Source organism: Actinacidiphila oryziradicis (assembly GCF_005047355.1).
In the GTDB taxonomy this organism is placed as follows: domain Bacteria; phylum Actinomycetota; class Actinomycetes; order Streptomycetales; family Streptomycetaceae; genus Actinacidiphila; species Actinacidiphila oryziradicis.
This window is the reverse complement of the sequence record NZ_SUMC01000028.1, coordinates 25724-49969: the sequence shown is the minus strand read 5'-3', so window position 1 is coordinate 49969 and position 24246 is coordinate 25724. Positions and strand designations below refer to the sequence as shown.

The window sequence follows — 24246 nt, the reverse complement described above, 5'->3', positions numbered from 1 at the left end:
TCCCGGTGGGGGACCCCGGGCCCCCTCCTCGATGTCGCACGCTGAAAACGGTCCCGTTGAAGCCAAAACAGACCAACAACGATCCCGCCTCCGAGCAGACGGTGCGCGGGTACTGGATGGCCGATGAGGTGGAGCCGTGGGGTTTGTCTAGGCCGGTCCTGTCGCCCGACGGGCCGCTCTGGAGTCCCGGCACCCGCACAAGCACCCGGATCCGTACGTACGTTTGTCACGCGTGTGGCCTGAGAGGCTAGGGTGCACCAAGCAAGCGTTGGGGGCTCGTTTCTTGTTTCTTGGGGGTTGAGGTGTCCAGGCATCGGATGTCGAAGCGGCAGCGGTATGTCGCGTGGTCGGTCGCGGGCGCGGCCGTGCTGGTGGGGGGCGCGCTGACGGCCGAGGCCGCAACGACGTCGACGTCGAGGCCGGCGGCGAAGGTGTATTCGGGGCGCGCGTTCGACACGTGCACGGCTCCGTCGCTGTCGACGATGACGGCATGGAAGGCGTCGAACTTCTACGGGGCGGCGGCCGTGTATGTGGGCGGCACGAACCGGGGGTGTAAGCAGCCGGCGCTGACCTCGACGTGGGTGACGAAGGTGAGCGCGGCCGGCTGGAAGCTGATCCCGTTGTACGTGGGTGCGCAGCCGCCGTGCCAGACCAGCAGTAACACGGAGCGGATCTCGGCGACGAACGCGGCCTCACTGGGCGCGACGGACGGCGCGGACGCGGTGGCGAAGGCATCCGGGCTCGGTATGAAGGCCGGCAGCGCCGTCTACCTGGACATGGAGGCGTACGACATCACCAACACCTCCTGCGTCAAATCCGTCCTGACCTACATCCACGCCTGGAACAAGGCCGTGAAGGCGAAGAACTACTACGCCGGGTTCTACGGCTTCAAGAGCACCAGCGCCGCCGCCGTCGTCAACGACACGGACCGTACGAACCTGCCCGACGCCGTCTGGTACGCGTACTACGACAAGGTCAACACCACGACCACCGACTGGCCGTACAAGGCCACGTGGTGGGTCCACCACCAGCGGGGCCACCAGTACCTGGTCAACAGCAAGGAGTCGCACGGCGGCGTCACCCTCACCGTGGACCGCAGCGCCTGGGACGCGCCGGTCGCCGTCGTCGCCGGCTAGACCGGCCCCAGGGACGGCACACCGAAGAGGCGGTACCCGATAAGGGTGCCGCCTCTTCGGCATACCGCTGGGCGGGGTCTGCGCGGCGGTTGGTTTCCTATTGTGCGCAGGGTTGCGTGACGGGCAACATTGGGCAGCCTTTAGCCGTCCAAAAGGTGCCTTGACAAGCCCTGGGGGCGCCTTCAGACTTACGTTGCGTCAACCGCAATCCGTTCCGTCATACGCACCGAGGTGTCATGCTGATTCCCGTGTGCCGTCTCGCCGATCTGCCGCGAGGCGAGGCCTACCGGCTCGAGTCCGACCCGCCCGTCGCGGTGTTCCACACCGACGACGGCGAGGTGTTCGCCATCGATGACACCTGCACTCACCAGGACGCCTCGCTCGCCGACGGCTGGCTGGAGGGCTGCGAGGTCGAATGCCCGCTGCACGCGTCGCGGTTCGACCTGCGCACGGGGAGCGTCGACGCACCGCCGGCCAAACTGCCGGTGCGCACGCACCAGGTCGTCGTCGAGGACGGCATGATCCGTCTGCGGCTGTCCGATGCCGCGCCGAACCTCCCGCCCGGCGCCGCCGGACGCACCGTGGGGGAAAACGCGTGAGGACCGTGGCCGTCGTCGGTGCGTCGTTGGCCGGCCTGTCGGTGGCTCGGTCGCTGCGCAAGCAGGGCTACGACGGACGGCTGGTCGTCATCGGTGCCGAGCGGCACCGCCCCTACGACAGGCCGCCGTTGTCGAAGGAATTCCTCGCCGGCGAGATCGACGAAACGGCGCTGACGCTCGAGGCGGAAGGTGAGGACCTGGGCGCCGAGTGGGTGCTCGGCGCGACCGCTGTCGGGCTCGACCTCGCAGACCGCTCGGTGCGGCTCGCGGACGGCCGGTCGGTGCGGGCGGACGGGATCGTGGTCGCCACCGGAGCGGCGGCGCGAACGCTTCCGGGAAGCGACGGCCTCGCCGGGGTGCATGTGCTGCGTACGGTCGACGATGCCATCGCCCTGCGCGAGGACCTGGCCCGGGGCGGGCGGTTGGTGGTCATCGGGGGCGGATTCATCGGCGCCGAGGTCGCGTCGACGGCGTACGCACTCGGCCTCGAGGTAACCGTGGTCGAGGTTGCGCCGACGCCGCTGGCCGGTCCGCTCGGGGCGGCGATGGGCGGCGTGGTCTCCTCGCTGCACCTGGACCACGGCGTCGGGCTGCTCTGCGGCGTCGGCGTCCGGGGGCTCATCGGGGGACTGGGGGCACCTCCCGGCGGTAGCCGGGGAAGCGTGGAGGCGGTGTTGCTGGAGGACGGCCGTAGTCTGCCGGCCGATGTCGTGGTCGTCGGGGTGGGCGCGCGGCCGTGCGTCGAGTGGCTGGAGGGGTCCGGTATCGCGCTGGAGAACGGCGTGCGGTGCGACGCCGACGGCAGCACGAATGTCCCGGGCGTCGTCGCGGTCGGTGACTGCGCGGCCTGGTACGACCCTGCCGCCGGGGCCCATCGCCGGGTCGAGCACTGGACCGGCGCCCGGGAACGCCCGGCGGCGGCCGTCGCCGCCCTGCTGTCCGGGGGGACGGCAACCCCCGAGCCGCTCCGGCCGCCGTACTTCTGGTCGGACCAGTACGGCGTACGCATCCAGTTCGCCGGGTACGCCGCCGGCGCCGACAGCGTCACCGTCGAGGAGGGCGCCGCTGCCGACCGCAGCTTCCTCGCCGTCTACCGGAGCGCCGGCCGGCCGGTCGCGGTGCTCGGCATGAACCAGCCGCGGCTGTTCACCCGCTGGCGCAAGCAGCTTGCACAACACCACACGTCTCCTGCGAGGAGTGCCCCGTGACAAACACCAGCCTGCCGGAGAGCCTCATCAGCACCCTCCCCGGCGACTACTACACCGACCCGGAGATCTTCGCCCTGGAGCAGGAGCGCATCTTCGAGTCGATGTGGTTCTGTGTGGCACGCTCCTCCGAACTGGACAAGCCCGGTGCGTTCCGGACCGTGGACGTGGGACGCGAGAGCATCCTGGTGACCCGGGCGCGGGACAACTCGATCCGTGCCTTCTTCAATGTCTGCCGGCACCGTGGTGCCAAGCTGCGCACCGAGGAGTCCGGAGAGGTCAAGCGGGCATTCCAGTGTCCGTACCACGCGTGGACGTACGACCTGCAGGGCAAGCTCGTCGCGGCTCCGAACCTCACCAAGATGCCGGACATCGGCCGTACCGAGTACGGGCTGGTCAATGTGCACGTACGCGAGTGGCTCGGCTACGTCTGGGTCTGCCTCGCGGAGGAGCCGCCCTCCTTCGAGGAGCAGACCCTCGGTGAGGTCATCACCCGGCTCGGCGACGTCGAATCGATCGAGCGGTACGACATCGCCGAGCTCGAGGTCGGCAGACGGATCGTCTATGACGTCAGGGCGAACTGGAAGCTCATCATCGAGAACTTCATGGAGTGCTACCACTGCGCGACCATCCACCCCGAACTCACCGAGGTGCTGCCCGAGTTCGCCGACGGCTATGCGGCCCAGTACTTCGTCGGCCATGGCGCGGAGTTCGGCGAGGGCATCCAGGGATTCACCGTCGACGGCTCGGAGGGCGTCGACCGCATCCCGACGGTCTCCGAGGACCAGGACCGCCGGTACTACGCGATCACCATCAAGCCGCAGGTCTTCATCAACCTCGTGCCGGACCATGTGATCTTCCACCGGATGTACCCCGTCGCCGCCGACCGCACGATCGTCGAATGCGACTGGCTGTACCTGAAGGACGTGGTGGCGAGCGGCAAGGATGTCAGCCGCTCCGTCGAGCTCTTCGACCGCGTCAACCGGCAGGACTTCGACGCCTGCGAGCGCTGCCAGCCCGCGATGAGCTCACGCCTGTACGCCAAGGGCGGGGTGCTGGTGCCGAGCGAGCACCACATCGGTGCCTTCCACGACTGGATCCACGACCGTCTGGGCACCCGGCAGCCGCAGTAGTCCCCCGGAGAGTCGCCGCCGCTCTCCGGGCGGCGGCACACTCAGCCCAGGTAGCCCATGCGGTGGCTGATCTCGTCCGCGCCCTTGATCAGCACGGGTGCGAGCTCGTGCATCCGCTCCTCCGTGAACCGGTACCCCGGGCCCGACGCGCTGACGGCGGCGACGACGTCGCCGGCCTGGGCGCGGATCGGGGCGGCCATGGCGTGCAGACCGATCTCGAGCTCGCCCAGCGTGACGGCGTAGCCGCGTTCACGGGCCTCGGCGAGGTTCTTCTCCAGCTTTGCTTTGGAGGTGATGGTCTCCGTCGTCACCTTCTCCAGCCCGGATTCCGCCAGCACTTCCGCGCGGCGCTTGGGCGTGAGGTGGGTCAGCAGGACCTTGCCGCTGGACGTCGCGTGCAGCGGCGTCAGCTGCCCGACCCAGTTGTGCGCGGTGATGGCGCCCGGTCCGCGCACCTGGTGCAGATTGATGGCGTAGTGGGACTCCAGCACCGCGATGTTGATGGTTTCCTCGATCTCGTCGGCCAGCCGTTCGCAGACCACGTGGCCCTGCTGGGTCACGTCGAGGCGGCCGGTGACCGCACCGGCCAGGCGTACGATGCCGAAACCGAGCCGGTACTTGCCGCGCTCGCCCGCCTGCTCCACGAGCCCGCGTGCTTCCAGGGCGCCCAGCAGGCGGAAAGCGGTCGACTTGTGAACCTCGATCTCCGCGGCCACCTCGCTGACGCCCGCCTCGCCACGCTGAGCCAGGATCTCCAGGACGCTGACGGCGCGGTCGACGGACTGTACGCCGCCCGACGGCGGCCCCGAGTGCTCCGAATCCGCGTCTGCACTGTAGTTGCTCATGACGAAACTATACGTGCAGGAAACAACACGGTGATAAAGGAGCGCGACGTCCCAGGGGCGTCAAAAGTTGCGTCCGGCGCAACCTAGTGCGTATAGCGGTACTCGTATTAGCATGCGAGGCGTATCGACCGCGCGAGCGAGACGAGGCAGCAATGGCCCCCAAGAGTTACGACTTCGTCATCGTCGGCGGCGGCTCGGCCGGCAGCGCACTGGCGAACCGGCTCTCCGCGGATCCGGACACTCGCGTGCTGGTGCTCGAAGCCGGCCGCCCCGACTATCCGTGGGACGTCTTCATCCACATGCCCGCCGCCCTCACCTTCCCGATCGGCAGCCGCTTCTACGACTGGAAGTACGAGTCCGAGCCCGAGCCCCACATGGGCGGCCGCCGCGTCTACCACGCCCGCGGCAAGGTCCTCGGCGGTTCCAGCAGCATCAACGGCATGATCTTCCAGCGCGGCAACCCGCTGGACTACGAGCGCTGGGCCGCCGGCCCCGGCATGGAGAAGTGGGACTACTCCCACTGTCTGCCCTACTTCCGGCGCATGGAGAACTGTCTCGCCGCGGACGAGGACGACGAGTTCCGTGGCCATGAGGGCCCGCTGGTGCTGGAGCGCGGCCCCGCCACCTCGCCGCTCTTCCCCGCCTTCCTCAAGTCCGTCCAGGAAGCCGGCTACCCGCTCACCGACGACGTCAACGGCTACCGCCAGGAGGGCTTCGCGCCCTTCGACCGCAACGTCCACCGGGGACGGCGGCTGTCCGCCTCCAAGGCCTACCTCCGCCCGGTCAAGAAGCGCCCCAACCTGGAGATCAAGACCCGGGCCCTGGTCACCCGGGTCCTCTTCGAGGGCAAGCGCGCGGTGGGCGTCGAGTACCAACGCGGCCGTGGCAAGCCCCAGCAGGTCCGCGCCGGCGAGGTCATCCTCTGCGGCGGCGCCATCAACTCCCCTCAGCTCCTCCAGCTCTCCGGCGTCGGCAACGCGCAGGAGCTTCAGCAGCTGGGCATCGACGTCGTCCACGACCTCCCGGGCGTCGGTGAGAACATGCAGGACCATCTCGAGGTCTACGTCCAGTACGCCTGCAAGCAGCCCGTCTCCATGCAGCCGTACATGGCGAAGTGGCGTGCCCCCTTCATCGGCTTCCAGTGGCTCTTCCGCAAGGGCCCCGCCTCCACCAACCACTTCGAGGCCGGCGGCTTCGCCCGCAGCAACGAGGACGTCGCCTACCCCAACCTGATGTTCCACTTCCTGCCGATAGCCGTTCGCTACGACGGCTCCTCGCCGGCCGGCGGCCACGGCTACCAGGTGCACGTCGGGCCCATGTACTCCGACGCGCTCGGCTCCGTGAAGATCAAGAGCAAGGACCCGCGCGAGCACCCCGCGCTGCGCTTCAACTACCTCTCCACCGAGCAGGACCGGCGCGAGTGGGTCGAGGCGATCCGCGTCGCGCGCAAACTGCTCAACCAGCCCGCGATGGAGCCGTACAACGCCGGAGAGGTCTCCCCGGGCCCCTCGGTCGAGACGGACGAGCAGATCCTCGACTGGGTCGCCAAGGAGGGCGAGACGGCCCTCCACCCGTCCTGCACCTGCAAGATGGGCGCCGACGAGATGGCGGTCGTGGACCCGGAGAGCATGAGGGTCCACGGTGTGGAGGGGCTGCGGGTGGTGGACGCCTCGGTGATGCCCTACGTCACCAACGGCAACATCTACGCCCCGGTGATGATGATCGCCGAGAAGTCCGCCGACCTGATCCTGGGCAAGACCCCGCTGCCCCCCTCCAAGGCGCAGTTCTACGTCCACACCCCCCGCAACGCCCAGCAGGCCTGAACCGGGCGGTGAATCTCGAAGTACCTGACGCGTTCGTCTTCTCCGGCCGGCCTCATGCCAGCTGCCATCATGACGTGCTGAGACGCGATGTTGTCGTGGTCGGCGTCGCCTTTCACGCAGGTGACGCCGCGTGCCCGCGCGAACAGCAGCAGTCCGCGGAGGGCTTCGGAGGCGTATCCCTTGCCTCGCGCTGACGGGATGAGGCCGTAGCCGATCGTGACGCTGCCGTTCTCGTCCGCAGGTCCGTGGAAGCCCAGGCCGCCGATCGCCTGACCGTTCTCGAGGCGACGGATCTCATAGTTGCCGAACGGCTGGGGATCTCCGGTGTTCGCGCAGGTGCCCAGGAAGCGCCTGGCTGCGGACACGTCCCCATCGGTGGGGTATCCGGGCGCCCATCGGGCACCGCTGTCCGACTCGCCCGCCACCACTCGCTCAGCCTCGCTGACCGTCATCGGATGAAGCACGAGCCGCGCTGTCACAAGATCGCCCATAGCAGGGAGGAGTATCACGCGGGACGACCAGACCGCACTTGGATTATCCGACCGGACAGCGCCCCGCCTCCAGTTGGCGATCGTAGGTACGGAAGGATCGCGGTATGCGCGGTGGGGATGGGCTGTTCGAGGTCGAGCCGGTCGAGGGGAATCGGCCGGATGGCCGTGCGGCGGCGGTGGACAAGCGGTTCAGGGCGTTCGACCCGCACCAGGTCCTGCTGCTGCCCCCGTCGCTGGACGACTGGCTGCCCCAGGACCACCTGGCCCGGTTCGTCGCCGACCTGGTCGGCGACGTACCTTGGCGGGTGCGCCCCCGCCTCTCGTTCCGGCCCGCGAGTTGGCCATGCGGTTCACCTTCACGCCGCGCGGTGCGCGTCTCGCCCGCCGCCTTGTACCGGCTCGACCAGTGGGGTTACGGGTACGACTCCGTCGTGCTCGGCTCGGGCGTTTGAGGGGCGGGCTGCCTGACCCTGAGCGCATGGCCTCCGGCTCCCGGCGGAGCCGGTCAGCGGAAGACGACCGTGCTGCTGCCGTTCAGCATGACGCGGCTTTCGCTGTGCCACTTCACCGCGTGCGCGAGCACCTGGGCCTCGACGTCCCGGCCGACCGTGACCAGGGCCTCGGGGCCGAGGGAGTGGTCGACGCGTACAACGTCCTGCTCGATGATCTGGCCCTCGTCCAGGTCCGGGGTGACGTAGTGGGCCGTGGCACCGACGAGCTTGACGCCGCGCTCGTGGGCCTGGACGTAGGGGCGGGCGCCCTTGAAGCTGGGGAGGAAGGAGTGGTGGATGTTGATGGTGCGGCCGTCGAGCCGTTTGCAGAGGTCGTCGGAGAGGACCTGCATATAGCGGGCGAGGACGATGAGGTCGATGTCGAGCTCATCCACGAGCTCCAGCAGCCGCGCCTCCGCGGCGGCTTTGGTCTGGGCCGTCACAGGGATGTGGTGGAAGGGGATGCCGTAGGTCTCCGCCAGTGGCTCGAAGTCCCGGTGATTGGAGACAATTGCCGGGATCTCGATGTTGAGCGCTCCGGTTCGGCGGCGGAAGAGCAGATCGTTGAGGCAGTGGCCGAACTTGGACACCATGATCAGTGTGCGGGTGGGGGTCAACACGTCACGTATTTGCCAGGTGATCCGATACTCCTCGGCCACAGCGGCGAAACCGTAACGCAATGTTTCCAGCTGTGTGCCCGGATCCGGCACCTCGAAGTGGACTCTCATGAAAAAGCGGTCCTGCAGCCGGTCGTCGAACTGCTGGCTCTCCAGAATGTTGCCGGAGTGCCGCACGAGGAAGCCGGTCACCGCGTGGACCAGTCCGGCCCGGTCGGGACAGGAGAGAGTGAGGACGAACTCATGGCCGGGCTGCGGTCGAGGAGACATCTGGATCCTCCGTTGGTGCGTATCGCACAACACGGTGTCTGATACGCAACATCATCCAGTCCCGTGTAGCACGGGGTCAAGGAGTGCCGTCGCAGTGCTCACCTTTGTGAACCCATATCCGCTGACTACTTGACGTATGACGCTCTGTGCACGATCGTGTTCCCCCACAAGGAATTCGATGCGTGATACGCAACGAACCAAAGACGCAATGAGTGTTACAGCCAGCCTGAAGGGCTCCGCGCGTGGCAGATCTGTATCTCGACGGCGTTTGGTGCGAGGCGGTGGCGGGTGGCCACCGCGAGATCCGCTGCCCCGCCGACGGCATTCTTGTCGCGACCGTGTCGGAGGGGACCCGGGCCGACACGGAGATCGCGATCGCCGCGGCCCGGCGCGCCTTCGACGACGGGCCCTGGCCGCTGACCCCGGAACGGGAACGCGGCGCCCTGCTGCTGCGCGCCGCCGATGTGATCGAGCGCGACGCCAAGGAATTCGCCCGCGCCGAGTCGCTCGACACGGGCAAGCGCCTGGTGGAGAGCGAGTACGACATCGCCGATGTCGTCTCGTGCTTCCGGTACTACGGCGGGATCGCCGGCACCAGCGCCGGACGGGTCATCGACACCGGGCGTGACGACGCCATCAGCCGGGTGGTCTATGAGCCGGTCGGGGTGTGCGGGCTCATCACCCCGTGGAACTATCCGCTGCTCCAGGCCTCGTGGAAGGTCGCGCCCGCCCTCGTGGCCGGCAACACGGTGGTCCTCAAGCCCAGCGAGCTCACCCCCTCCACCTCGGTCCTGCTGATGCGCGCGCTGGAGGAGGCCGGGCTGCCGGCCGGAGCGGCCAATCTCGTACTCGGCGCGGGGCCCGAGGTCGGCGCGCCGCTCTCCGAGCATCCCGGGGTGGACATGGTCTCGTTCACCGGCGGGCTCGGCACGGGCAAGCAGATCATGGCCACGGCCGCCGCCTCGGTGAAGAAGGTCGCGCTGGAACTGGGCGGCAAGAACCCGAACGTAGTGTTCGCCGACGCCGATTTCGAGGCGGCGGTGGACTTCGCGCTGACGGCCGTCTTCCTCCACTCCGGCCAGGTCTGCTCGGCCGGTGCGCGGCTGATTGTCGAGGATTCGCTGCATGACGCGTTCGTCGACGAGGTGGTGCGGCGCGCCCGGCGGATCCGGCTGGGCGGCCCCTTTGACCCCGACGCCGAGACGGGGGCGCTGATCTCCGCCCAGCACCTGGGAAAGGTCGAGGAGTACGTGGCGCAGGGCCTGGCGGAGGGCGCTGTGCTGCGCTGCGGAGGGCAGCGGCCCGACGACGAGGCTCTGGCCGGCGGTTTCTACTATCTGCCGACCGTGCTCGACGAGTGCCGCCAGGACATGCGGGTGGTGCACGAGGAGTCCTTCGGCCCGGTGCTCACCGTCGAGCGCTTCACCGGCGAGGACGATGCCGTACGCATCGCCAACGACACGGAGTACGGGCTCGCGGGCGCGGTATGGACGCAGGACGCGGGCAAGGCCCAGCGGGTCGCGCGACGGCTGCGGCACGGCACCGTATGGATCAACGACTACCACCCCTATGTGCCACAGGCGGAATGGGGTGGGTTTGGTCATTCGGGCGTGGGCCGGGAGCTGGGGCCCACCGGCCTGGAGGAGTACCGCGAACCCAAGCACATCTGGCAGAACATCCGACCCAGTGCGCAGTACTGGTTCCGCGGCTGAGCGTTCCTGCCACCGACGTCAGGCGCTGCCGTGCCATCCGAAGAGAGGTCGATAGTGACCGCAGGAACCGAGAAGACACCGGTCGACCTCGCTCCCCAGCAGGTCGCCGACGCGGTGGAGAAGCCGAAGCCCTCCGGGGGGCCGCCCCCGGTCATCTCCGTACGCGGACTGTGGAAGGTCTTCGGGCCGAAGGCCGATCAGGTGCCGGACTCGCCGGAGCTGTGCGGTCTGTCCCGCCGTGAGCTCATGGACAAGGCCGGCTGCACGGCGGCCGTACGGGACGTCAGCTTCGATGTGTCGCCCGGCGAGGTGTTCGTCGTCATGGGCCTGTCGGGCTCGGGGAAGTCGACGCTGGTGCGATGTCTGACCCGGCTGATCGAACCGACCACCGGCGAGATCGTCTTCGAGGGCGAGGACATCCGGGGCGCGGACGAGAAGCGGCTGCGCGAGCTGCGCCGGAACAAGTTCTCGATGGTCTTCCAGCACTTCGGCCTGCTGCCGCACCGCAAAGTGCTGGACAACGTCAGTTACGGCCTGGAGATCCGCGGCGTGGGCAGGGCCGAGCGGGCCAGGCGGGCCATGGAGGTCATCGAACTGGTCGGCCTCGCCGGCTACGAGAACTCCTACCCCGACCAGCTCTCCGGCGGGATGCAGCAGCGCGTCGGGCTGGCCCGGGCGCTCGCGGGCGAGCCGGATGTCCTCCTCTTCGACGAGCCCTTCTCCGCGCTCGACCCGCTGATCCGCCGGGACATGCAGAACGAGGTCATCCGGCTGCACCACGACCTCGGCAAGACGATGGTGTTCATCACCCACGACCTGTCCGAGGCGCTCAAGCTCGGCGACCGCATCCTGATCATGCGCGACGGCAAGATGGTCCAGTGCGGCACCGGCGACGAGTTGGTCGGCGCTCCCGCGGACGACTACGTACGTGAATTCGTCCGGGACGTGCCGCGCGCCGACGTCCTCACCCTGCGGTGGATCATGCGGCCGGTGCAGCCGGACGACGCTCTCGACGGCCCTGAGCTCGGCCCGGATGTCGTGATCCGCGAGGCGACGCGGGCCGTGCTCGCCGCCGACAAGCCGGTGAAGGTCGTCCAGGACGGACAACTGCTCGGCATCGTCGGCGACGACGAGATCCTCGCGGTTGTCGCCGGTGCGGAAGTGGGCGCGTGATGGCGGTTCTCGCCGGGACGACCGCGCGACTCGCGCCGGTGCTCAAGGTCCGCCGCCGGACCGTGGTGGCCGGGGTCCTGGTCGGCTGGCTCGTGCTGTTCGCCGTCCTGCGCGGCCACCAGACGCTCGCGCTGGACCAGTCCAGCCTGACGGGCCTGCACCGCTGGTTCAACTCGCTCAACGACTCCATCGGTGCCAACCGCAACAGCAACCCGCTCTTCCTCTACTTCTTCAACGAGATCCAGCTGGCCATCAGCAATTTCGTCACCTTCATCCAGTCGCTGATCTCCCAGCCGTCGGGCGGCCGCCCGGTGCCCACGATCGGCTGGCTGGGCGTCGTGGCCATCGCCGGTTACGTCTCGTGGGCCTTCGGGAACTGGCGGGTCGCTCTGCTGGCCGTCGCCGGGTTCGCCTTCTTCGGGCTGCAGGGGCTCTGGCAGGAGAGCATGGACACCCTTGCGCTCACCCTGTCGGCGGTCCTCATCTCCCTTCTCGTCGGCATCCCGCTCGGCGTGTGGGCGGGGGTGTCCGACCGGGTGAACCGGATCCTGACGCCAGTCCTGGACGTCATGCAGACGATGCCGACCTTCGTCTACCTGGCCCCGCTGACGCTGTTCTTCCTCATCGGCTCGGCGTCCGCCGTGATCGCCACTCTGATCTACGCCGCGCCTCCCGCCATACGTATCACCGCGCACGCCATCCGCGCGGTGCCGGCCACCACGGTCGAGGCGGCCGAGTCGCTGGGGTCGACCCGATGGCAGACGCTCATCAAGGTGCTGCTGCCGATGTCCAAGCGCACAGTCGTGATGGGCGTGAACCAGACCATCATGTCCGCGCTTTCCATGGTCACCATCGCGGCTCTGATCGACGCGCCCGGTCTGGGCAAGGTCGTCATGCAGGCGCTGGAATCGCTCGACGTCGGTACCGCCTTCAACGCCGGTCTCGCCATCGTCGTCATGGCCATCGTGCTCGACCGGGTCACGACCGCGGCCGGCAACCGCACCGAGGACGCCAAACGACGGGGCAACCGGTTCCAGAAGCTGCGCCGTCCGCTGCTGTTGGCCGGTGGCGTGGCCGTCGCCGTATGCGCGTACGTGTCCTACACCTACGTATGGGCGGCGGAGTTCCCCGGCAGCGGCGGCATCGGCGGTTCGATCGCCAAAGCGGCGGACTCGGTGACCACCTGGGCTCAGAACGACCTCAGCGGAGTGACCAACGGCATCAAGAACTCGGTCACCACCGCGCTGCTCAACCCCTTCCAGACGCTGCTGACCGAGTCCCCCTGGTGGCTGGTGGGCGCGGTCCTGGTCGCCCTCGGTGCGGTGCTCGGCGGGTGGCGCGCGGGCGTCACGGCGGCGGGCTGTGTGGGCCTGCTGTTCGGGACGGGTGTGTGGTCCGACAGCATGGCGACGCTGGCGTCGACGGTGCTGGCTACGCTGATCGTGGTGCTGCTCGGCATCGTGGTGGGTGTCTGGATGGGACGCAGTACCGTGGCCGACCGGCTGATCCGCCCTGTCCTCGACGCGGGCCAGACCATGCCCTCGTTCGTCTACCTCGTGCCGTTCCTGGCGCTGTTCGCCGCGAGCCGGTTCACGGCGATCGTCGCCGCCGTCGTCTACGCCGCTCCCGTGACGATCAAGATCATCGCAGACGGGATACGGGCGGTGCCGGAGACCACGGTCGAGGCGGCGACGGCGGCCGGCTCGGACACCTGGCAGATCATCACCAAGGTGCAGCTGCCGATGTCACGCAGTGCCCTGACTCTCGCGACGAATCAGGGCCTTATCTACGTCCTGTCCATGGTCGTCATGGGAGGGCTGGTGGGCGCGGGCGCTCTCGGCTACGACGTGGTAGCCGGTTTCTCGCAGGGCGATCTGTACGGCAAGGGCCTCGCCGCCGGCCTCGCGATCGTTCTGCTCGGAGTCATGTTCGACCGGATCACGCAAGCGGCGGCGCGGCGCAGCGGGAACGTGTCCGGAAGGCAGTGATGCGCGGCAACGGCAAGGCTCTGCGGGCACAGCAACAAGCACTGGAGGCACCACATATGACAGGAAACCTCATCACCGGGTCCCGCCCCGCCAGATGGCGGGCCGGGATGGCTGGACTGGCGGCGCTGGGCCTCGCGCTCACCGCCTGCAGCGGCGCCAAGATAGGTGCGTCGAGTCCGTCGAGCGGCAGCAGTTCCGGCAAGTGCGGAGCGTTCAACCTGGCCGTCAACCCCTGGGTCGGATACGAGGCCGACGCGGCTGTCGTCGCGTACGTCGCCAAGACCGAACTCGGCTGTACGGTGACGAAGAAGGACCTCAAGGAGGAGGTCGCCTGGCAGGGCTTCGGAACCGGCGAGGTGGACGCGGTCCTGGAGAACTGGGGCCATGACGACCTCAAGAAGAAGTACATAACGCAGCAGAAGACGGCCGTCTCGGCCGGCCAGACCGGCAATAAGGGCGTCATCGGCTGGTACGTACCGCCGTGGCTGGCGAAGAAGTACCCGGACATCACCGATTGGAAGAACCTCGACAAGTACGCCGCCCAGTTCAAGACTTCCGAGTCGGGCGGCAAGGGCCAGCTGCTGGACGGCGACCCGTCGTATGTCACCAATGACGCCGCTCTTGTGAAGAATCTCAAGCTGAACTACAAGGTCGTGTACGCGGGCAGTGAGGCCGCTCTGATCACGGCGTTCCGCCAGGCGGAGGCCAAGAAGACCTTTGTCCTCGGGTACTTCTACGAGCCGCAGTGGTTCCTCTCGGAGGTCCCGCTGGTCAAGGTGAACCTGCCGAAGTACACAACCGGCTGCGACGCCGACCCGCAGAAGGTCGCCTGTGACTACCCGGTGTACAACCTGGACAAGATCGTCAGTAAGACGTTCGCGGACTCCGGCAGCCCGGCCTACGACCTGGTGAAGAACTTCAACTGGACGAACGCCGATCAGAACCTCGTCGCGAAGTACATCGCGCAGGACAAGCTGACGGACGATGCCGCGGCGAAGAAGTGGGTCGACGCCAACCAGGCCAAGGTCAAGGCCTGGCTCGGGAAGAGCTGAGCCGACGCTCGCGGAAAGTAATCGCCGTGCCTGGCGGGGTGGTTGTCAGCCCGCCGGGCACGGCTTTTGCGTGTCTGTGCGAACCCGTCCGGGCGGGCGGCAGGGACCTCTTGACACCCGCCCTCGGTGGCAGGCAATGTGAGTTGCGCAACCTGAAGCATGTTGCGCTGACAGCAACTGGACTGCTTTGAGGACTGGAGGTGCGGCGATGGCGGGACCCCGTGTGGTCATCATCGGAGCAGGCGTGGTGGGAGCGGCACTGGCCGACGAACTGTCCGCCGCCGGCTGGACCGATGTGACGGTCGTCGACCAGGGACCGCTCCCCGCCGCCGGCGGTTCGTCCAGCCACGCCCCCGGCCTCGTCTTCCAGACGAACCCCTCCAAGACCATGACCGAGCTGGCCCGCTACACAGTGGAGAAACTCTGCTCCCTCGACGTGGACGGACAGCCCTGCTTCCTGCAGGTGGGCGGCCTCGAGATCGCCACCACACCCGAGCGCCTGGCCGAACTCCGGCGCCGGCACGGCTGGATCACCTCCTGGGGCGTCGAGGGCCGGCTGGTGCGCCCCGACGAGTGCCTGGAGCTGTACCCGCTCCTGGACCGCGAACGGGTGCTCGGCGGGCTGCTGGTCCCCACCGACGGCCTGGCCAAGGCGGTACTCGCGATCGAGGCGCAGATCCGGCTCGCCACCGCCCGCGGCGTACGCTTCCTCGCCCGCCACGAAGTGCTGGACATCACCCAGGACGACGGCCGGGTCACCGCGGTCCGCACCGACCAGGGCGAGATCCCCGCCGACATCGTCGTGTGCTGCGCAGGCATCTGGGGGCCCAAGGTGGCCCGCATGGCCGGGATGACCCTTCCGCTCACCCCGTTGGCGCACCAGCTGGCATCCACCGGCCCGGTACCCGCCCTGGCCGGCCAGAGCGCCGAGGCCGTCCGCCCGATCCTGCGGCACCAGGACGCCGACCTGTACTACCGCGACCGCTTCGACCGGGTCACCATCGGCTACTACGGCCACCGCCCCATGCCGGTCTCCGCCGACGACATCCTCTCGGTGGACGACGCCGAGTCCATGCCCTCGGTACTGAAGTTCACCGAGGACGACTTCGCCGACGCCTGGACCGAGACCCAGGCGCTGCTCCCCGCGACCCGCGAGTCGAAGATCGAGGAGGGCATCAACGGCCTCTTCTCCTTCACCACCGACGGGATGCCGCTGCTCGGCGAATCGCCCGACGTCAAGGGCTTCTGGGTCGCCGAGGCGGTCTGGGTCACCCACTCCGCCGGAGTCGCCCGCGCCATGTCCGAATGGCTCGTCGACGGCCATTGTTCGTCCTTCGACCTGCACGAGTGCGACGTCAACCGCTTCGAGCCGCACCAGCTCGCGACGGATTACGTCATGGCCCGCGACTGCCAGAACTTCGTCGAGGTCTACGACATCCTCCACCCGCTCCAGCCCGCCGGTGCCCCGCGCCCGATCCGCACCAGCCCCTTCTACCCCCGCCAGCAGGAGCTCGGCGCCTTCTTCCAGGAGGCGACCGGGTGGGAGCGGCCCCACTGGTACGAGGCCAATGAGCCCCTGCTGGCCGGGCGCGACATCCCGCGGCCCAACGACTGGGCCGCGAAGTACTGGTCGCCGATCGTCGCCGCCGAGGCCCGGACCACCCGCGAGAGCGTCGCCATGTACGACATGACAGCCCTGAAGCGGCTGGCGGTCACCGGCCGCGGGGCCGCCGCCTTCCTGCAGCGGCTCTCCACCGGCAACGTCGACAAGTCCGTCGGCTCGGTGACGTATGCGCTGCTGCTGGACGCGGACGGCGGCATCCGCAGCGACGTCACCATCGCCCGCCTCGGCCGGGACCACTTCCAGGTCGGCGCCAACGGCAACCTGGACCTCGACTGGTTCACCCGGCACCTGCCCGGGGACGGGTCGGTGGCCGTACGGGACATCACCGCCGGCACCTGCTGCATCGGCCTGTGGGGTCCCAAAGCCCGCGAGGTCCTCCAGCCGCTGGCCGACGAGGACTTCTCGAACGCGGGCCTGAAGTACTTCCGCGCCAGGCGCGCCAACATCGGCTCCGTACCCGTCACCGCGATGCGGTTGAGTTACGTCGGCGAACTCGGCTGGGAGATCTACACCACCGCCGACCACGGCCTGAAACTCTGGGACACCCTCTGGGCGGCGGCCCGGCCCCTCGGCGGCATCGCGGCCGGGCGCGGCGCCTTCAACAGCCTCCGCCTGGAGAAGGGCTACCGCTCCTTCGGCACCGACATGACCTACGAACACGACCCGTACGAGGCCGGGCTCGGCTTCGCCGTCAAGATGGACAAGGGCGACTTCCTCGGCCGCGAAGCGCTGGAGCGACGGGCCGGCGATGTCCGCCGCCGCCTCGCCTGCCTGACCATCGACGACCCGCAGGCCGTGGTGATGGGCAAGGAGCCGGTGTACGACGGCGAGCGGCCGGCCGGCTATGTCACCAGCGCCGCGTACGGCTACACGATCGGCAAGGGCATCGCGTACGCGTGGCTGCCGGCGGAACTGGCCGTGCCTGGCCGGTCCGTGGAGATCGGCTACTTCGACCAGCGGGTGCGCGCGGTGGTCGCGGACGAGCCGCTGTTCGACCCGATGATGACCCGACTCCGTGGCTAGGCCCATGTCCTGGGGCTCCGCCCCAGAACCGCCCCCTACGCCCTGCGGGCCTGGGGGGACCCCCAGTCCTCAAACGCCGGACGGGCTGGATTTGCTCGCACCGCACCATTCAGGAGACGCGTGATGACTCCCCGTACCCCCGGAGCGGAGCTCCCCGAGCATCCCGACTGGCTGTGGCGCTCACCCGAGCCCAAACGCTCGTACGACGTGATCATCGTGGGCGGCGGCGGACACGGCCTCGCCACCGCGCACTACCTGGCCAAGAACCACGGCATCACCAATGTCGCGGTGCTGGAGCGGGGCTGGCTCGCGGGCGGCAACATGGCCCGTAACACCACCATCATCCGGTCCAACTACCTGTGGGACGAGAGCGCCGGAATCTACGAGCACGCGCTCAAACTGTGGGAGGGGCTGGAGGAGGACCTCGACTACCCGGTCCTCTTCTCCCAGCGCGGTGTGCTGAACCTCGCGCACAGCTTCCAGGACATACGCGACAGCGTCCGCCGGGTGGAGGCCAACCGGCTCAACGGCGTGGACGCGGAGTGGCTCGACCCCCAGCAGGTCAAGGAAGTCTGCCCGATCGTCAACATCTCCCCGGATGTGCGCTACCCGGTCATGGGCGGCACCTACCAGCCGCGCGGGGGCATCGCCAAGCACGACCACGTCGCCTGGGGCCTGGCCCGCGCCGCCGACGCGGCGGGCATCGACCTCATCCAGAACTGCGAGGTCACCGGCATCGACATCCGGGACGGCCGGGTGACCGGAGTGCGGACCTCGCTCGGCCCGATCGCCGCCGGCAAGGTGGCGCTGTGCGCGGCCGGACACTCCTCGGTGCTGGCGGACATGGCCGGGTTCGAGCTGCCGCTGCAGAGCCACCCGCTGCAGGCCCTGGTCTCCGAGCTGCTGGAGCCGGTGCACCCCACCGTCGTGATGTCCAACGCGGTGCATGTGTACGTCAGCCAGGCGCACAAGGGCGAGCTGGTCATGGGCGCGGGTATCGACGCGTACAACTCGTACACCCAGCGCGGTGCCTTCCACATCATCGAAGCCCAGATGGCAGCCGCCCTGGAACTCTTCCCGGTCTTCGCCCGCGCGCACATCCTGCGCACCTGGGGCGGAATCGTGGACGTCAGCCCGGACGCGTCGCCGATCGTCGGACTCACCCCCGTCGACAGCCTCTACCTCAACTGCGGCTGGGGAACCGGCGGCTTCAAGGCCACGCCGGGAGTCGGCTCCGTCTTCGCCCACACCATCGCCCACGACGAACCCCATCCGCTCAACGCCCCCTTCTCGCTCGAACGCTTCACCACCGGCGCGCTCGTCGACGAGCACGGCGCGGCCGCGGTGGCCCACTGAAGTGAGCCAAAGGGCGCGCCGCTGCCGAGGAGCCTCGGCAGCGGGTCAAGCGCCCGGAGGCGAACGAAAACAACACTGCGGAGCCGAACCCATGCTGCTCATCCCATGCCCCTGGTGCGGGCCTCGCGACGAGGCCGAATTCCACTACGGCGGTCAGGCACACGTGGCCTACCCCCAGGACCCCTCGGCGCTGACCGACGACGAGTGGGCCCGCTTCCTCTTCTTCCGCGACAACGCCAAGGGGCCGTATGCCGAGCGATGGAACCACGGGGACGGCTGCCGCCGCTGGTTCAACGCCGTCCGGAACACGGCGACCAACGAGATCCTCGCCGTCTACCGGACCGGCGAACCAAGGCCGGTGACGGCCGCCGAGTCAAAGGCCGCGCCCCTGCCGAAAGCGCCGGGAACGAGCGTGCGAGGAACGAGCGAGCGCAGCGTCGAGAAGCGCCGACAGGGCCACGCGCCGGAGGCGCATGATCGGACACAGCGAGCGGCCGGAGGCGAGGGCGCGGTAAGCGGCACGAGCTCTCAGTCCTTCCGGCTGCCGCACGGCGGCCGGGTATCGCGCGGGGAGCCGCTGAGCTTCCGCTTCGACGGCGTCGAGTACCAGGGCTACCGCGGCGACACCCTCGCCTCCGCGCTGCTCGCGAACGGCGTCCACCAGGCCGCCACCAGCATCAAGCTCGGCCGCCCGCGTGGCATCTTCTCGGCGGGCAGCGAGGAGCCGAACGCCGTCGTCCAGATCGAGGCACCCTTCCCGGAGCCGATGCTGCCCGCGACGACCGTCGAGCTGTACGACGGCCTTGTCGCGAGCAGCCTCCCCGGCCAGGGACGCCTCGCCACCGAACCCGACCCGGCCCGCTACGACGCCGTGCACGCCCACTGCGACCTGCTCGTCGTCGGCGCCGGACCGGCCGGGCTCGCCGCGGCGGCAGCCGCCGCCCGCAGCGGCGCCCGCGTCATCCTCGCCGACGAGCAGCCGGAGCTCGGCGGCAGCCTCCTCGGAACGGGCGACCTCCCCGACTGGGCCGCCTCCGTCGGTGACGAGCTGGAGGCGGCGCCCGAGGTGCGGGTGCTGCGCCGCACCACGGTCTTCGGCTACTACGACGACAACCATCTCGTCGCCGTCGAACGCCGCACCAGCCACCTCGGCGGCCGGGCCCCGGCGCACGTCTCCCGCGAACGCGTCTGGCGGATCCGCGCCCGCCGGGTCGTCCTGGCCACCGGCGCCCACGAGCGCTCGCTCGCCTTCGCCGACAACGACCGCCCCGGCGTCATGCTCGCCGGTGCCGCCCGTACGTATGCCGGCCGGTACGGCGTCCTGCCGGGCCGGCGCGCGGTGGTCTTCACCACGAACGACAGCGCCTATGCCGCCGCCCTCGGCCTCGCTGCCGCGGGCGTGGACATCGCCGCCGTCGTCGACACCCGGCCGGAACCGGGGGAGTGGGCGCGCCGCGCCGCCCAGGCGGGCATCGAGGTGCTGGCGGGGCATGCCGCGCTGGGCACCACGGGCGATCCGCGGATCTCGTCGGTGACCGTGGCCGGACCTGCCGGGACGCCCCGGGTGATCCCCGCCGACCTGCTACTGGTCTCGGGTGGCTGGAATCCCGTCGTCCACCTCTTCAGCCAGTCCGGCGGGAAGCTGCGGTACGACGAGGAGCTCGGCTCGTTCGTCCCGGACACCGCCCGCCAGTCGGTGGAGGCCGCCGGCGCCGCCCGCGGCGTCCTCGACCTGCCCGGCTGCCTCGCCGACGGCGCCGCCGCCGGAGCCCGCGCGACCGAGGCGGAGGGCTTCACCGCCCCGGAACCGCTCCCGCTGCCCGAGACCGCCGAGGAGCCCCGGACCCCGGCCGCGCACCTGTTCGTGGTCCCCGCAGCTGACACCACCCGTTCCTTCGTCGACCTCCAGCGCGATGTCACCGTCGCCGACCTCGCCAAGGGCACCGGCGCAGGCATGCGCTCCATGGAGCACCTCAAGCGCTACACCACCGCGGGCACCGCCAACGACCAGGGCAAGACCTCGGGCGTACTCGCCGGCGGCGTCGTCGCCCACCTCCTCGGCCTGGACATCGCCGACCTGGGGACGACGACCTTCCGGGCCCCGTACACCCCCGTCGGCTTCGCCACCCTCGCCGGCCGCTACCGGGGAGCGCTCCACGACCCCGTCCGGGTGACCGCGCTGCACGACTGGCATGTCGCCCACGGGGCCCTGTTCGAGAACGTCGGCCAGTGGAAGCGCCCCTGGTACTACCCACGGGAGGGCGAGAACCTGGAGGCCGCCGTCCTGCGCGAGTGCCGGGCCGCCCGCGAGGGCGTCGCCCTCATGGACGCCTCGACCCTTGGCAAGATCGACGTACAGGGAGCGGACGCGGGCGTCTTCCTGGACCGGCTCTACACCAACATGATGAGCACCCTGAAGGTCGGCATGATCCGCTACGGCGTCATGTGCCGCCCGGACGGCATGGTCTTCGACGACGGCACCGTCATCCGTCTCGCCACCGACCGCTTCCTGGTCACGACCACGACGGGCAACGCCGCCGCCGTACTCGACTGGATGGAGGAGTGGCTCCAGACCGAGTGGCCCGAACTGCGCGTGCACTGCGCGTCGGTCACCGAGCAGTGGGCCACCGTCGCCCTCGTCGGGCCGGGCTCCCGCGAGGTCCTCGGCGGCCTCGCCCCGGAGCTCGCCGTGGACAAGGACAGCTTCCCGTTCATGGCCTGGCGCGACACGACCGTCGCCGGAATCCCGGCCCGGGTGTGCCGGATCAGCTTCTCCGGCGAGCTCGCCTACGAGATCAATGTGCTCCCCTGGGACGCTCCGGAGCTCTGGGACGCCCTGTACGAGGCCGGGCGCCCCCTGGGCATCACCCCATACGGCACCGAGACGATGCACGTCCTGCGCGCGGAGAAGGGCTACCCGATCGTCGGCCAGGACACCGACGGGACCGTGACCCCGCAGGACCTCGGCATGAGTTGGGTGGTGTCGAAGAAGAAGCCCGACTTCATCGGCAAGCGCTCCTACGCCCGCGCCGGCGGCAGCCGCGCCGACCGCAAGCACCTGGTCGGGCTGCTTCCCGAGGACCCCGCCTTCTTCCTGCCCGAAGGCACCCACCTGGTCGCGGAGGACCCGCTGCCCGCGCCACCCGTGCCGATGCTCGGACATGTCACCTCCAGCTACCGCAGCGCCGCGCTCGGCCGGACCTTCGCGCTCGCCCTCGTCCGGGGCGGCCAGGACCGCATCGGCGAGCGGCTGTACGCACCCGTGGGTGACCGGCTGGTCCCGGTCACGGTAGCGAGCCCGGTTCTCTACGACCCCGAGGGGGCACGCCGCGATGGCTGACACCACCACAACCCGCCGCAGTCCGTTGGCGCACGCCGCGCAGCGGCTCGCCGCCGCCACCCACGACTGCGACGGAGCGCTGATCCTGGCGGAACTGCCCTTCCTCGCCCAGGTCAACGTCCGCCTCGACCCCAAGGGGCCGGCGGACGCCGTCGAACTCGCCCTGGGCATCCCGCTGCCGCTCACCCCCAACACCAGCGTGCGCGGCGGCGGCCTCACCGCCCTGTGGCTGGGCCCCGAGGAATGGCTCATCGTCGGCCCCGCCGGCACCCAGGCCGACCTGGAGGCCCGGCTGCGCAGCGCCGTCGGGGAGCAGCACGCCGCCGTCACCGATGTCTCGGCCCAGCGCACCACCCTCCTCGTCGCCGGTGACCGGGCCCGCGACCTGCTGGCCCACGGCTGCTCACTCGACCTCCACCCCCGCGCCTTCGGCCCCGGCCGCTGCGCCCAGACCACGTTGGCCCGCGCACAGGTGGTACTGGTGGCGTCGGAGGAACCGGAGCCCGGATTCTGGGTACTGGTGCGCTCCTCGTTCGCCGGATATCTGGCCGAATGGCTGCTCGATGCCGCGACGGAGTACCTCCCCGCGCCCGCCGGAGAAATCACCTGACCCAGCTGTTGATCGCCTGCCGTCGGAGAAGGCTCCGCGGCACATGATCCGGAGTAGTGTGGAGACGTCGTGGGCGTCTTGTTCTGCCAACCTCCCGGTTCCGCCTACCCGGTGGGCGGAGGCAGCCCCAGAGCCAGCGGCACCGCTGCTCAACGGGCAGGAAAGAAGGAATGGACGCCGCAGATGACGCAGAGCAGAGCCCGGTCGGGGCGATCGGCCGGGTGACCGTATCGATTCCGCCGAATGGTCCGGGCGAGGTGCTCCTGGCGATACGTGGCGGGACCGAGGCCTTCGCGGCCTGGGCCGAGGTGCCGATCGCCAGACATGTTCGTGTCATCGTCGTGGACCGCACATCGGCCCGCTCCGTTGTCGTTGAGCCGTTCCCTTCTCCGTAGACGTTATGTGACACCACAGGAGCTCTCTCATGTTGTTCTGGCACGTTCCCGCCCCCAACGAAGCGATGTTGATCTCCGGCTCAAAGCGGCAGGTGCAGGACACCCAGTTCCGGATCGTGACCGGACACGGCAGCTTCGTGCTTCCGGTCAAGCAGAAGGCCCGCATGCTGTCCCTGGCACTGCGGGAGTCGGAGATCACCGAGGACTGCGTGACCCAGCAGGGCATCCGCCTCAACGTCCGCGCCGTCGCGGTGTTCAAGGTCGGTGACGACCCGGTGTCCATCGCGAACGCGGCCCGTCGTTTCCTGTCGGAACAGAACCGCATGGAAGAGCTCGTGGGCCGCATCTTCGCCGGTCACCTGCGTTCCATCATCGGCGGCCTGACAGTGGAGCAGATCATCCGGGAGCGCGACCGGGTCTCCCAGGAGGTGAAGGAGGGCAGCCACAGCGAGATGGAGAAGCTGGGCATCGTCGTTGACGCCCTGCAGATCCAGGAGATCGAGGACGCCACCGGGTACATCAACAACCTGGCGGCCCCGCACGCCGCCGCTGTCGCCAGCCAGGCCCGGATCGCCCAGGCGAGGGCCGATCAGGAAGCCGCCGAGCGCGAGCAGCAGGCCGCGGCGCTGAAGGCCGAGTACGAGCGGGACACAGCGATCAAGCGGGCCGGCTTCCAGGCCGAGACCGAGCAGGCCAACGCCCGCGCCGCCCAGGCGGGCCCGCTCGCCGAGGCCAGGGCCTCGCAGGAGGTCATCGAGGAGCAGACCGCGCTGGCCCAGCGCCGGGCGGCGCTGGCCGCGCAGCGGCTGGAGGCGGAGGTCCGGCGCCCCGCGGACGCCGAGGCGTACCGCCAGCGCACCCTGGCCGAGGCCCGTCGCGACCAGGCCAAGTTCGAGGCGGACGGCAACGCCTACGCCGAGCGGACGCTGGCCCAGGCCCAGGCCGACGCCAACAACGCCCGCGCCGCCTCGCTGAGGGACGGCAACCAGGAGCTCATCGCGGCCAACCGCATCGTGGAGAACCTGCCCGCCCTGGCCGACGCGGCCGCCCGTGGGATCAACGGTTCCACCCTGACCGTGCTCAACGGCACCGAGGGCATCAACGAGGTGGCGGCCGGCATCGTCGGACAGGGCATGGCGATCCTGGACACCCTGAAGAAGCGGACAACGCTGCCGAGCCTGAACGGAGCGTCCGCCTCCACGCCGCAGACCGTCGAGAAGAGCTGACCGGCCGGACGCCGAACGCTCCCCGCCCCCGCTGCCGGCCGAGTCCGGCAGCGGGGGCGGCCGTCCGTCAAGGGGCGACGCTCCAGTCGCGGAGGACGGCGGCGGTGTCGGCCGCCGGTGCGGGCGGCGAGGGTGCC

At 69.5% G+C, this 24246-nt stretch carries 19 protein-coding genes; 16 read left to right on the top strand and 3 right to left on the bottom strand.

Annotated features, from left to right (window positions below; translation table 11 throughout):
- The first annotated feature begins 317 nt into the window (after positions 1-317).
- The 4 genes from FCI23_RS26510 (at position 318) to FCI23_RS26495 (ending at position 4073) form a co-directional block, all read left to right on the top strand.
- Positions 318-1136: a glycoside hydrolase domain-containing protein gene (locus tag FCI23_RS26510; RefSeq protein ID WP_246144010.1), complete on the top strand. Its 819-nt coding sequence runs from the start codon at positions 318-320 to the stop codon at positions 1134-1136.
- Between the two features lie 236 nt (positions 1137-1372).
- Positions 1373-1735, top strand: coding sequence for a bifunctional 3-phenylpropionate/cinnamic acid dioxygenase ferredoxin subunit (locus tag FCI23_RS26505; protein WP_136726445.1), 363 nt, complete (start codon positions 1373-1375; stop codon positions 1733-1735).
- Positions 1732-2943: an NAD(P)/FAD-dependent oxidoreductase gene (locus tag FCI23_RS26500; RefSeq protein ID WP_136726444.1), complete on the top strand. Its 1212-nt coding sequence runs from the start codon at positions 1732-1734 to the stop codon at positions 2941-2943. Before FCI23_RS26505 ends, FCI23_RS26500 begins: the two co-directional genes overlap by 4 nt.
- Complete coding sequence (locus FCI23_RS26495) at positions 2940-4073, top strand: aromatic ring-hydroxylating oxygenase subunit alpha (RefSeq protein ID WP_136726443.1); 1134 nt, start codon at positions 2940-2942, stop codon at positions 4071-4073. Before FCI23_RS26500 ends, FCI23_RS26495 begins: the two co-directional genes overlap by 4 nt.
- A 41-nt stretch (positions 4074-4114) precedes the next feature.
- Here the strand turns inward: FCI23_RS26495 and FCI23_RS26490 are convergent, their stop codons facing one another.
- Positions 4115-4918, bottom strand: coding sequence for an IclR family transcriptional regulator (locus tag FCI23_RS26490; RefSeq protein ID WP_136726442.1), 804 nt, complete (start codon positions 4916-4918; stop codon positions 4115-4117).
- A gap of 152 nt (positions 4919-5070) precedes the next feature.
- Between FCI23_RS26490 and betA the strand changes: the two genes are divergently transcribed.
- Positions 5071-6741, top strand: a complete 1671-nt coding sequence (gene betA, locus FCI23_RS26485) for a choline dehydrogenase (protein ID WP_136726441.1) — start codon at positions 5071-5073, stop codon at positions 6739-6741.
- Here betA and FCI23_RS26480 read toward each other — a convergent pair.
- A complete protein-coding gene (locus FCI23_RS26480; protein ID WP_136726440.1) occupies positions 6705-7232 on the bottom strand; it encodes a GNAT family N-acetyltransferase in 528 nt (175 codons plus the stop codon). The two genes, betA and FCI23_RS26480, sit on opposite strands and share 37 nt — an antisense overlap.
- A gap of 104 nt (positions 7233-7336) precedes the next feature.
- On the opposite strand from FCI23_RS26480, the gene FCI23_RS64630 reads away from it, so the two are divergent.
- On the top strand, positions 7337-7684 hold the full coding sequence (locus FCI23_RS64630) for a hypothetical protein (RefSeq protein WP_456318838.1): 348 nt from the start codon (positions 7337-7339) through the stop codon (positions 7682-7684).
- 53 nt (positions 7685-7737) lie between these two features.
- Here the strand turns inward: FCI23_RS64630 and purU are convergent, their stop codons facing one another.
- A complete protein-coding gene (gene purU, locus FCI23_RS26470; RefSeq protein WP_136726439.1) occupies positions 7738-8610 on the bottom strand; it encodes a formyltetrahydrofolate deformylase in 873 nt (290 codons plus the stop codon).
- Between the two features lie 242 nt (positions 8611-8852).
- Between purU and FCI23_RS26465 the strand changes: the two genes are divergently transcribed.
- The 10 genes from FCI23_RS26465 to FCI23_RS26420 all read left to right on the top strand — a co-directional run bounded on the left by FCI23_RS26465 (position 8853) and on the right by FCI23_RS26420 (position 24109).
- Positions 8853-10322 carry an aldehyde dehydrogenase family protein gene (locus tag FCI23_RS26465; RefSeq protein WP_136726438.1) on the top strand — a complete coding sequence of 490 codons (1470 nt, stop codon included), beginning with the start codon at positions 8853-8855 and terminating at the stop codon, positions 10320-10322.
- Between the two features lie 114 nt (positions 10323-10436).
- Positions 10437-11495, top strand: coding sequence for a quaternary amine ABC transporter ATP-binding protein (locus tag FCI23_RS26460; RefSeq protein ID WP_136726497.1), 1059 nt, complete (start codon positions 10437-10439; stop codon positions 11493-11495).
- Positions 11495-13483 carry an ABC transporter permease gene (locus tag FCI23_RS26455; RefSeq protein ID WP_136726437.1) on the top strand — a complete coding sequence of 663 codons (1989 nt, stop codon included), beginning with the start codon at positions 11495-11497 and terminating at the stop codon, positions 13481-13483. The genes FCI23_RS26460 and FCI23_RS26455 overlap by 1 nt, the downstream gene beginning before the upstream one ends.
- Positions 13484-13539: 56 nt before the next feature.
- The gene (locus FCI23_RS26450; protein WP_136726496.1) at positions 13540-14535 is read left to right on the top strand and encodes an ABC transporter substrate-binding protein; all 996 of its coding nucleotides are present in this window, start codon (positions 13540-13542) and stop codon (positions 14533-14535) included.
- Between the two features lie 208 nt (positions 14536-14743).
- The gene (locus FCI23_RS26445; protein WP_136726436.1) at positions 14744-17182 is read left to right on the top strand and encodes a GcvT family protein; all 2439 of its coding nucleotides are present in this window, start codon (positions 14744-14746) and stop codon (positions 17180-17182) included.
- Positions 17183-17305: 123 nt separating this feature from the next.
- Positions 17306-18538, top strand: coding sequence for a sarcosine oxidase subunit beta family protein (locus tag FCI23_RS26440; RefSeq protein WP_136726435.1), 1233 nt, complete (start codon positions 17306-17308; stop codon positions 18536-18538).
- Between the two features lie 91 nt (positions 18539-18629).
- Positions 18630-21878, top strand: coding sequence for a sarcosine oxidase subunit delta family protein (locus FCI23_RS62450; protein ID WP_136726434.1), 3249 nt, complete (start codon positions 18630-18632; stop codon positions 21876-21878).
- A complete protein-coding gene (locus FCI23_RS26430) occupies positions 21871-22488 on the top strand; it encodes a sarcosine oxidase subunit gamma (protein ID WP_136726433.1) in 618 nt (205 codons plus the stop codon). Before FCI23_RS62450 ends, FCI23_RS26430 begins: the two co-directional genes overlap by 8 nt.
- A gap of 170 nt (positions 22489-22658) precedes the next feature.
- Positions 22659-22883: a hypothetical protein gene (locus tag FCI23_RS26425; protein ID WP_136726432.1), complete on the top strand. Its 225-nt coding sequence runs from the start codon at positions 22659-22661 to the stop codon at positions 22881-22883.
- Positions 22884-22912: 29 nt separating this feature from the next.
- Positions 22913-24109 (top strand): SPFH domain-containing protein, encoded by a 1197-nt coding sequence (locus tag FCI23_RS26420; RefSeq protein WP_136726431.1) that lies wholly within the window; start codon positions 22913-22915, stop codon positions 24107-24109.
- Positions 24110-24246 lie beyond the last annotated feature (137 nt).

Bases quoted from the DNA above. Each gene is read 5' to 3' on its own strand.
- FCI23_RS26510 (WP_246144010.1), top strand. From the start codon at position 318: ATGTCGAAGCGGCAGCGGTATGTCGCGTGGTCGGTCGCGGGCGCGGCC.
- FCI23_RS26505 (WP_136726445.1), top strand. From the start codon at position 1,373: ATGCTGATTCCCGTGTGCCGTCTCGCCGATCTGCCGCGAGGCGAGGCC.
- FCI23_RS26490 (WP_136726442.1), bottom strand. From the start codon at position 4,918: ATGAGCAACTACAGTGCAGACGCGGATTCGGAGCACTCGGGGCCGCCG.
- betA (WP_136726441.1), top strand. From the start codon at position 5,071: ATGGCCCCCAAGAGTTACGACTTCGTCATCGTCGGCGGCGGCTCGGCC.
- FCI23_RS26480 (WP_136726440.1), bottom strand. From the start codon at position 7,232: ATGGGCGATCTTGTGACAGCGCGGCTCGTGCTTCATCCGATGACGGTC.
- FCI23_RS64630 (WP_456318838.1), top strand. From the start codon at position 7,337: ATGCGCGGTGGGGATGGGCTGTTCGAGGTCGAGCCGGTCGAGGGGAAT.
- purU (WP_136726439.1), bottom strand. From the start codon at position 8,610: ATGTCTCCTCGACCGCAGCCCGGCCATGAGTTCGTCCTCACTCTCTCC.
- FCI23_RS26455 (WP_136726437.1), top strand. From the start codon at position 11,495: ATGGCGGTTCTCGCCGGGACGACCGCGCGACTCGCGCCGGTGCTCAAG.
- FCI23_RS26450 (WP_136726496.1), top strand. From the start codon at position 13,540: ATGACAGGAAACCTCATCACCGGGTCCCGCCCCGCCAGATGGCGGGCC.
- FCI23_RS26445 (WP_136726436.1), top strand. From the start codon at position 14,744: ATGGCGGGACCCCGTGTGGTCATCATCGGAGCAGGCGTGGTGGGAGCG.
- FCI23_RS26440 (WP_136726435.1), top strand. From the start codon at position 17,306: ATGACTCCCCGTACCCCCGGAGCGGAGCTCCCCGAGCATCCCGACTGG.
- FCI23_RS62450 (WP_136726434.1), top strand. From the start codon at position 18,630: ATGCTGCTCATCCCATGCCCCTGGTGCGGGCCTCGCGACGAGGCCGAA.
- FCI23_RS26430 (WP_136726433.1), top strand. From the start codon at position 21,871: ATGGCTGACACCACCACAACCCGCCGCAGTCCGTTGGCGCACGCCGCG.
- FCI23_RS26425 (WP_136726432.1), top strand. From the start codon at position 22,659: ATGGACGCCGCAGATGACGCAGAGCAGAGCCCGGTCGGGGCGATCGGC.
- FCI23_RS26420 (WP_136726431.1), top strand. From the start codon at position 22,913: ATGTTGTTCTGGCACGTTCCCGCCCCCAACGAAGCGATGTTGATCTCC.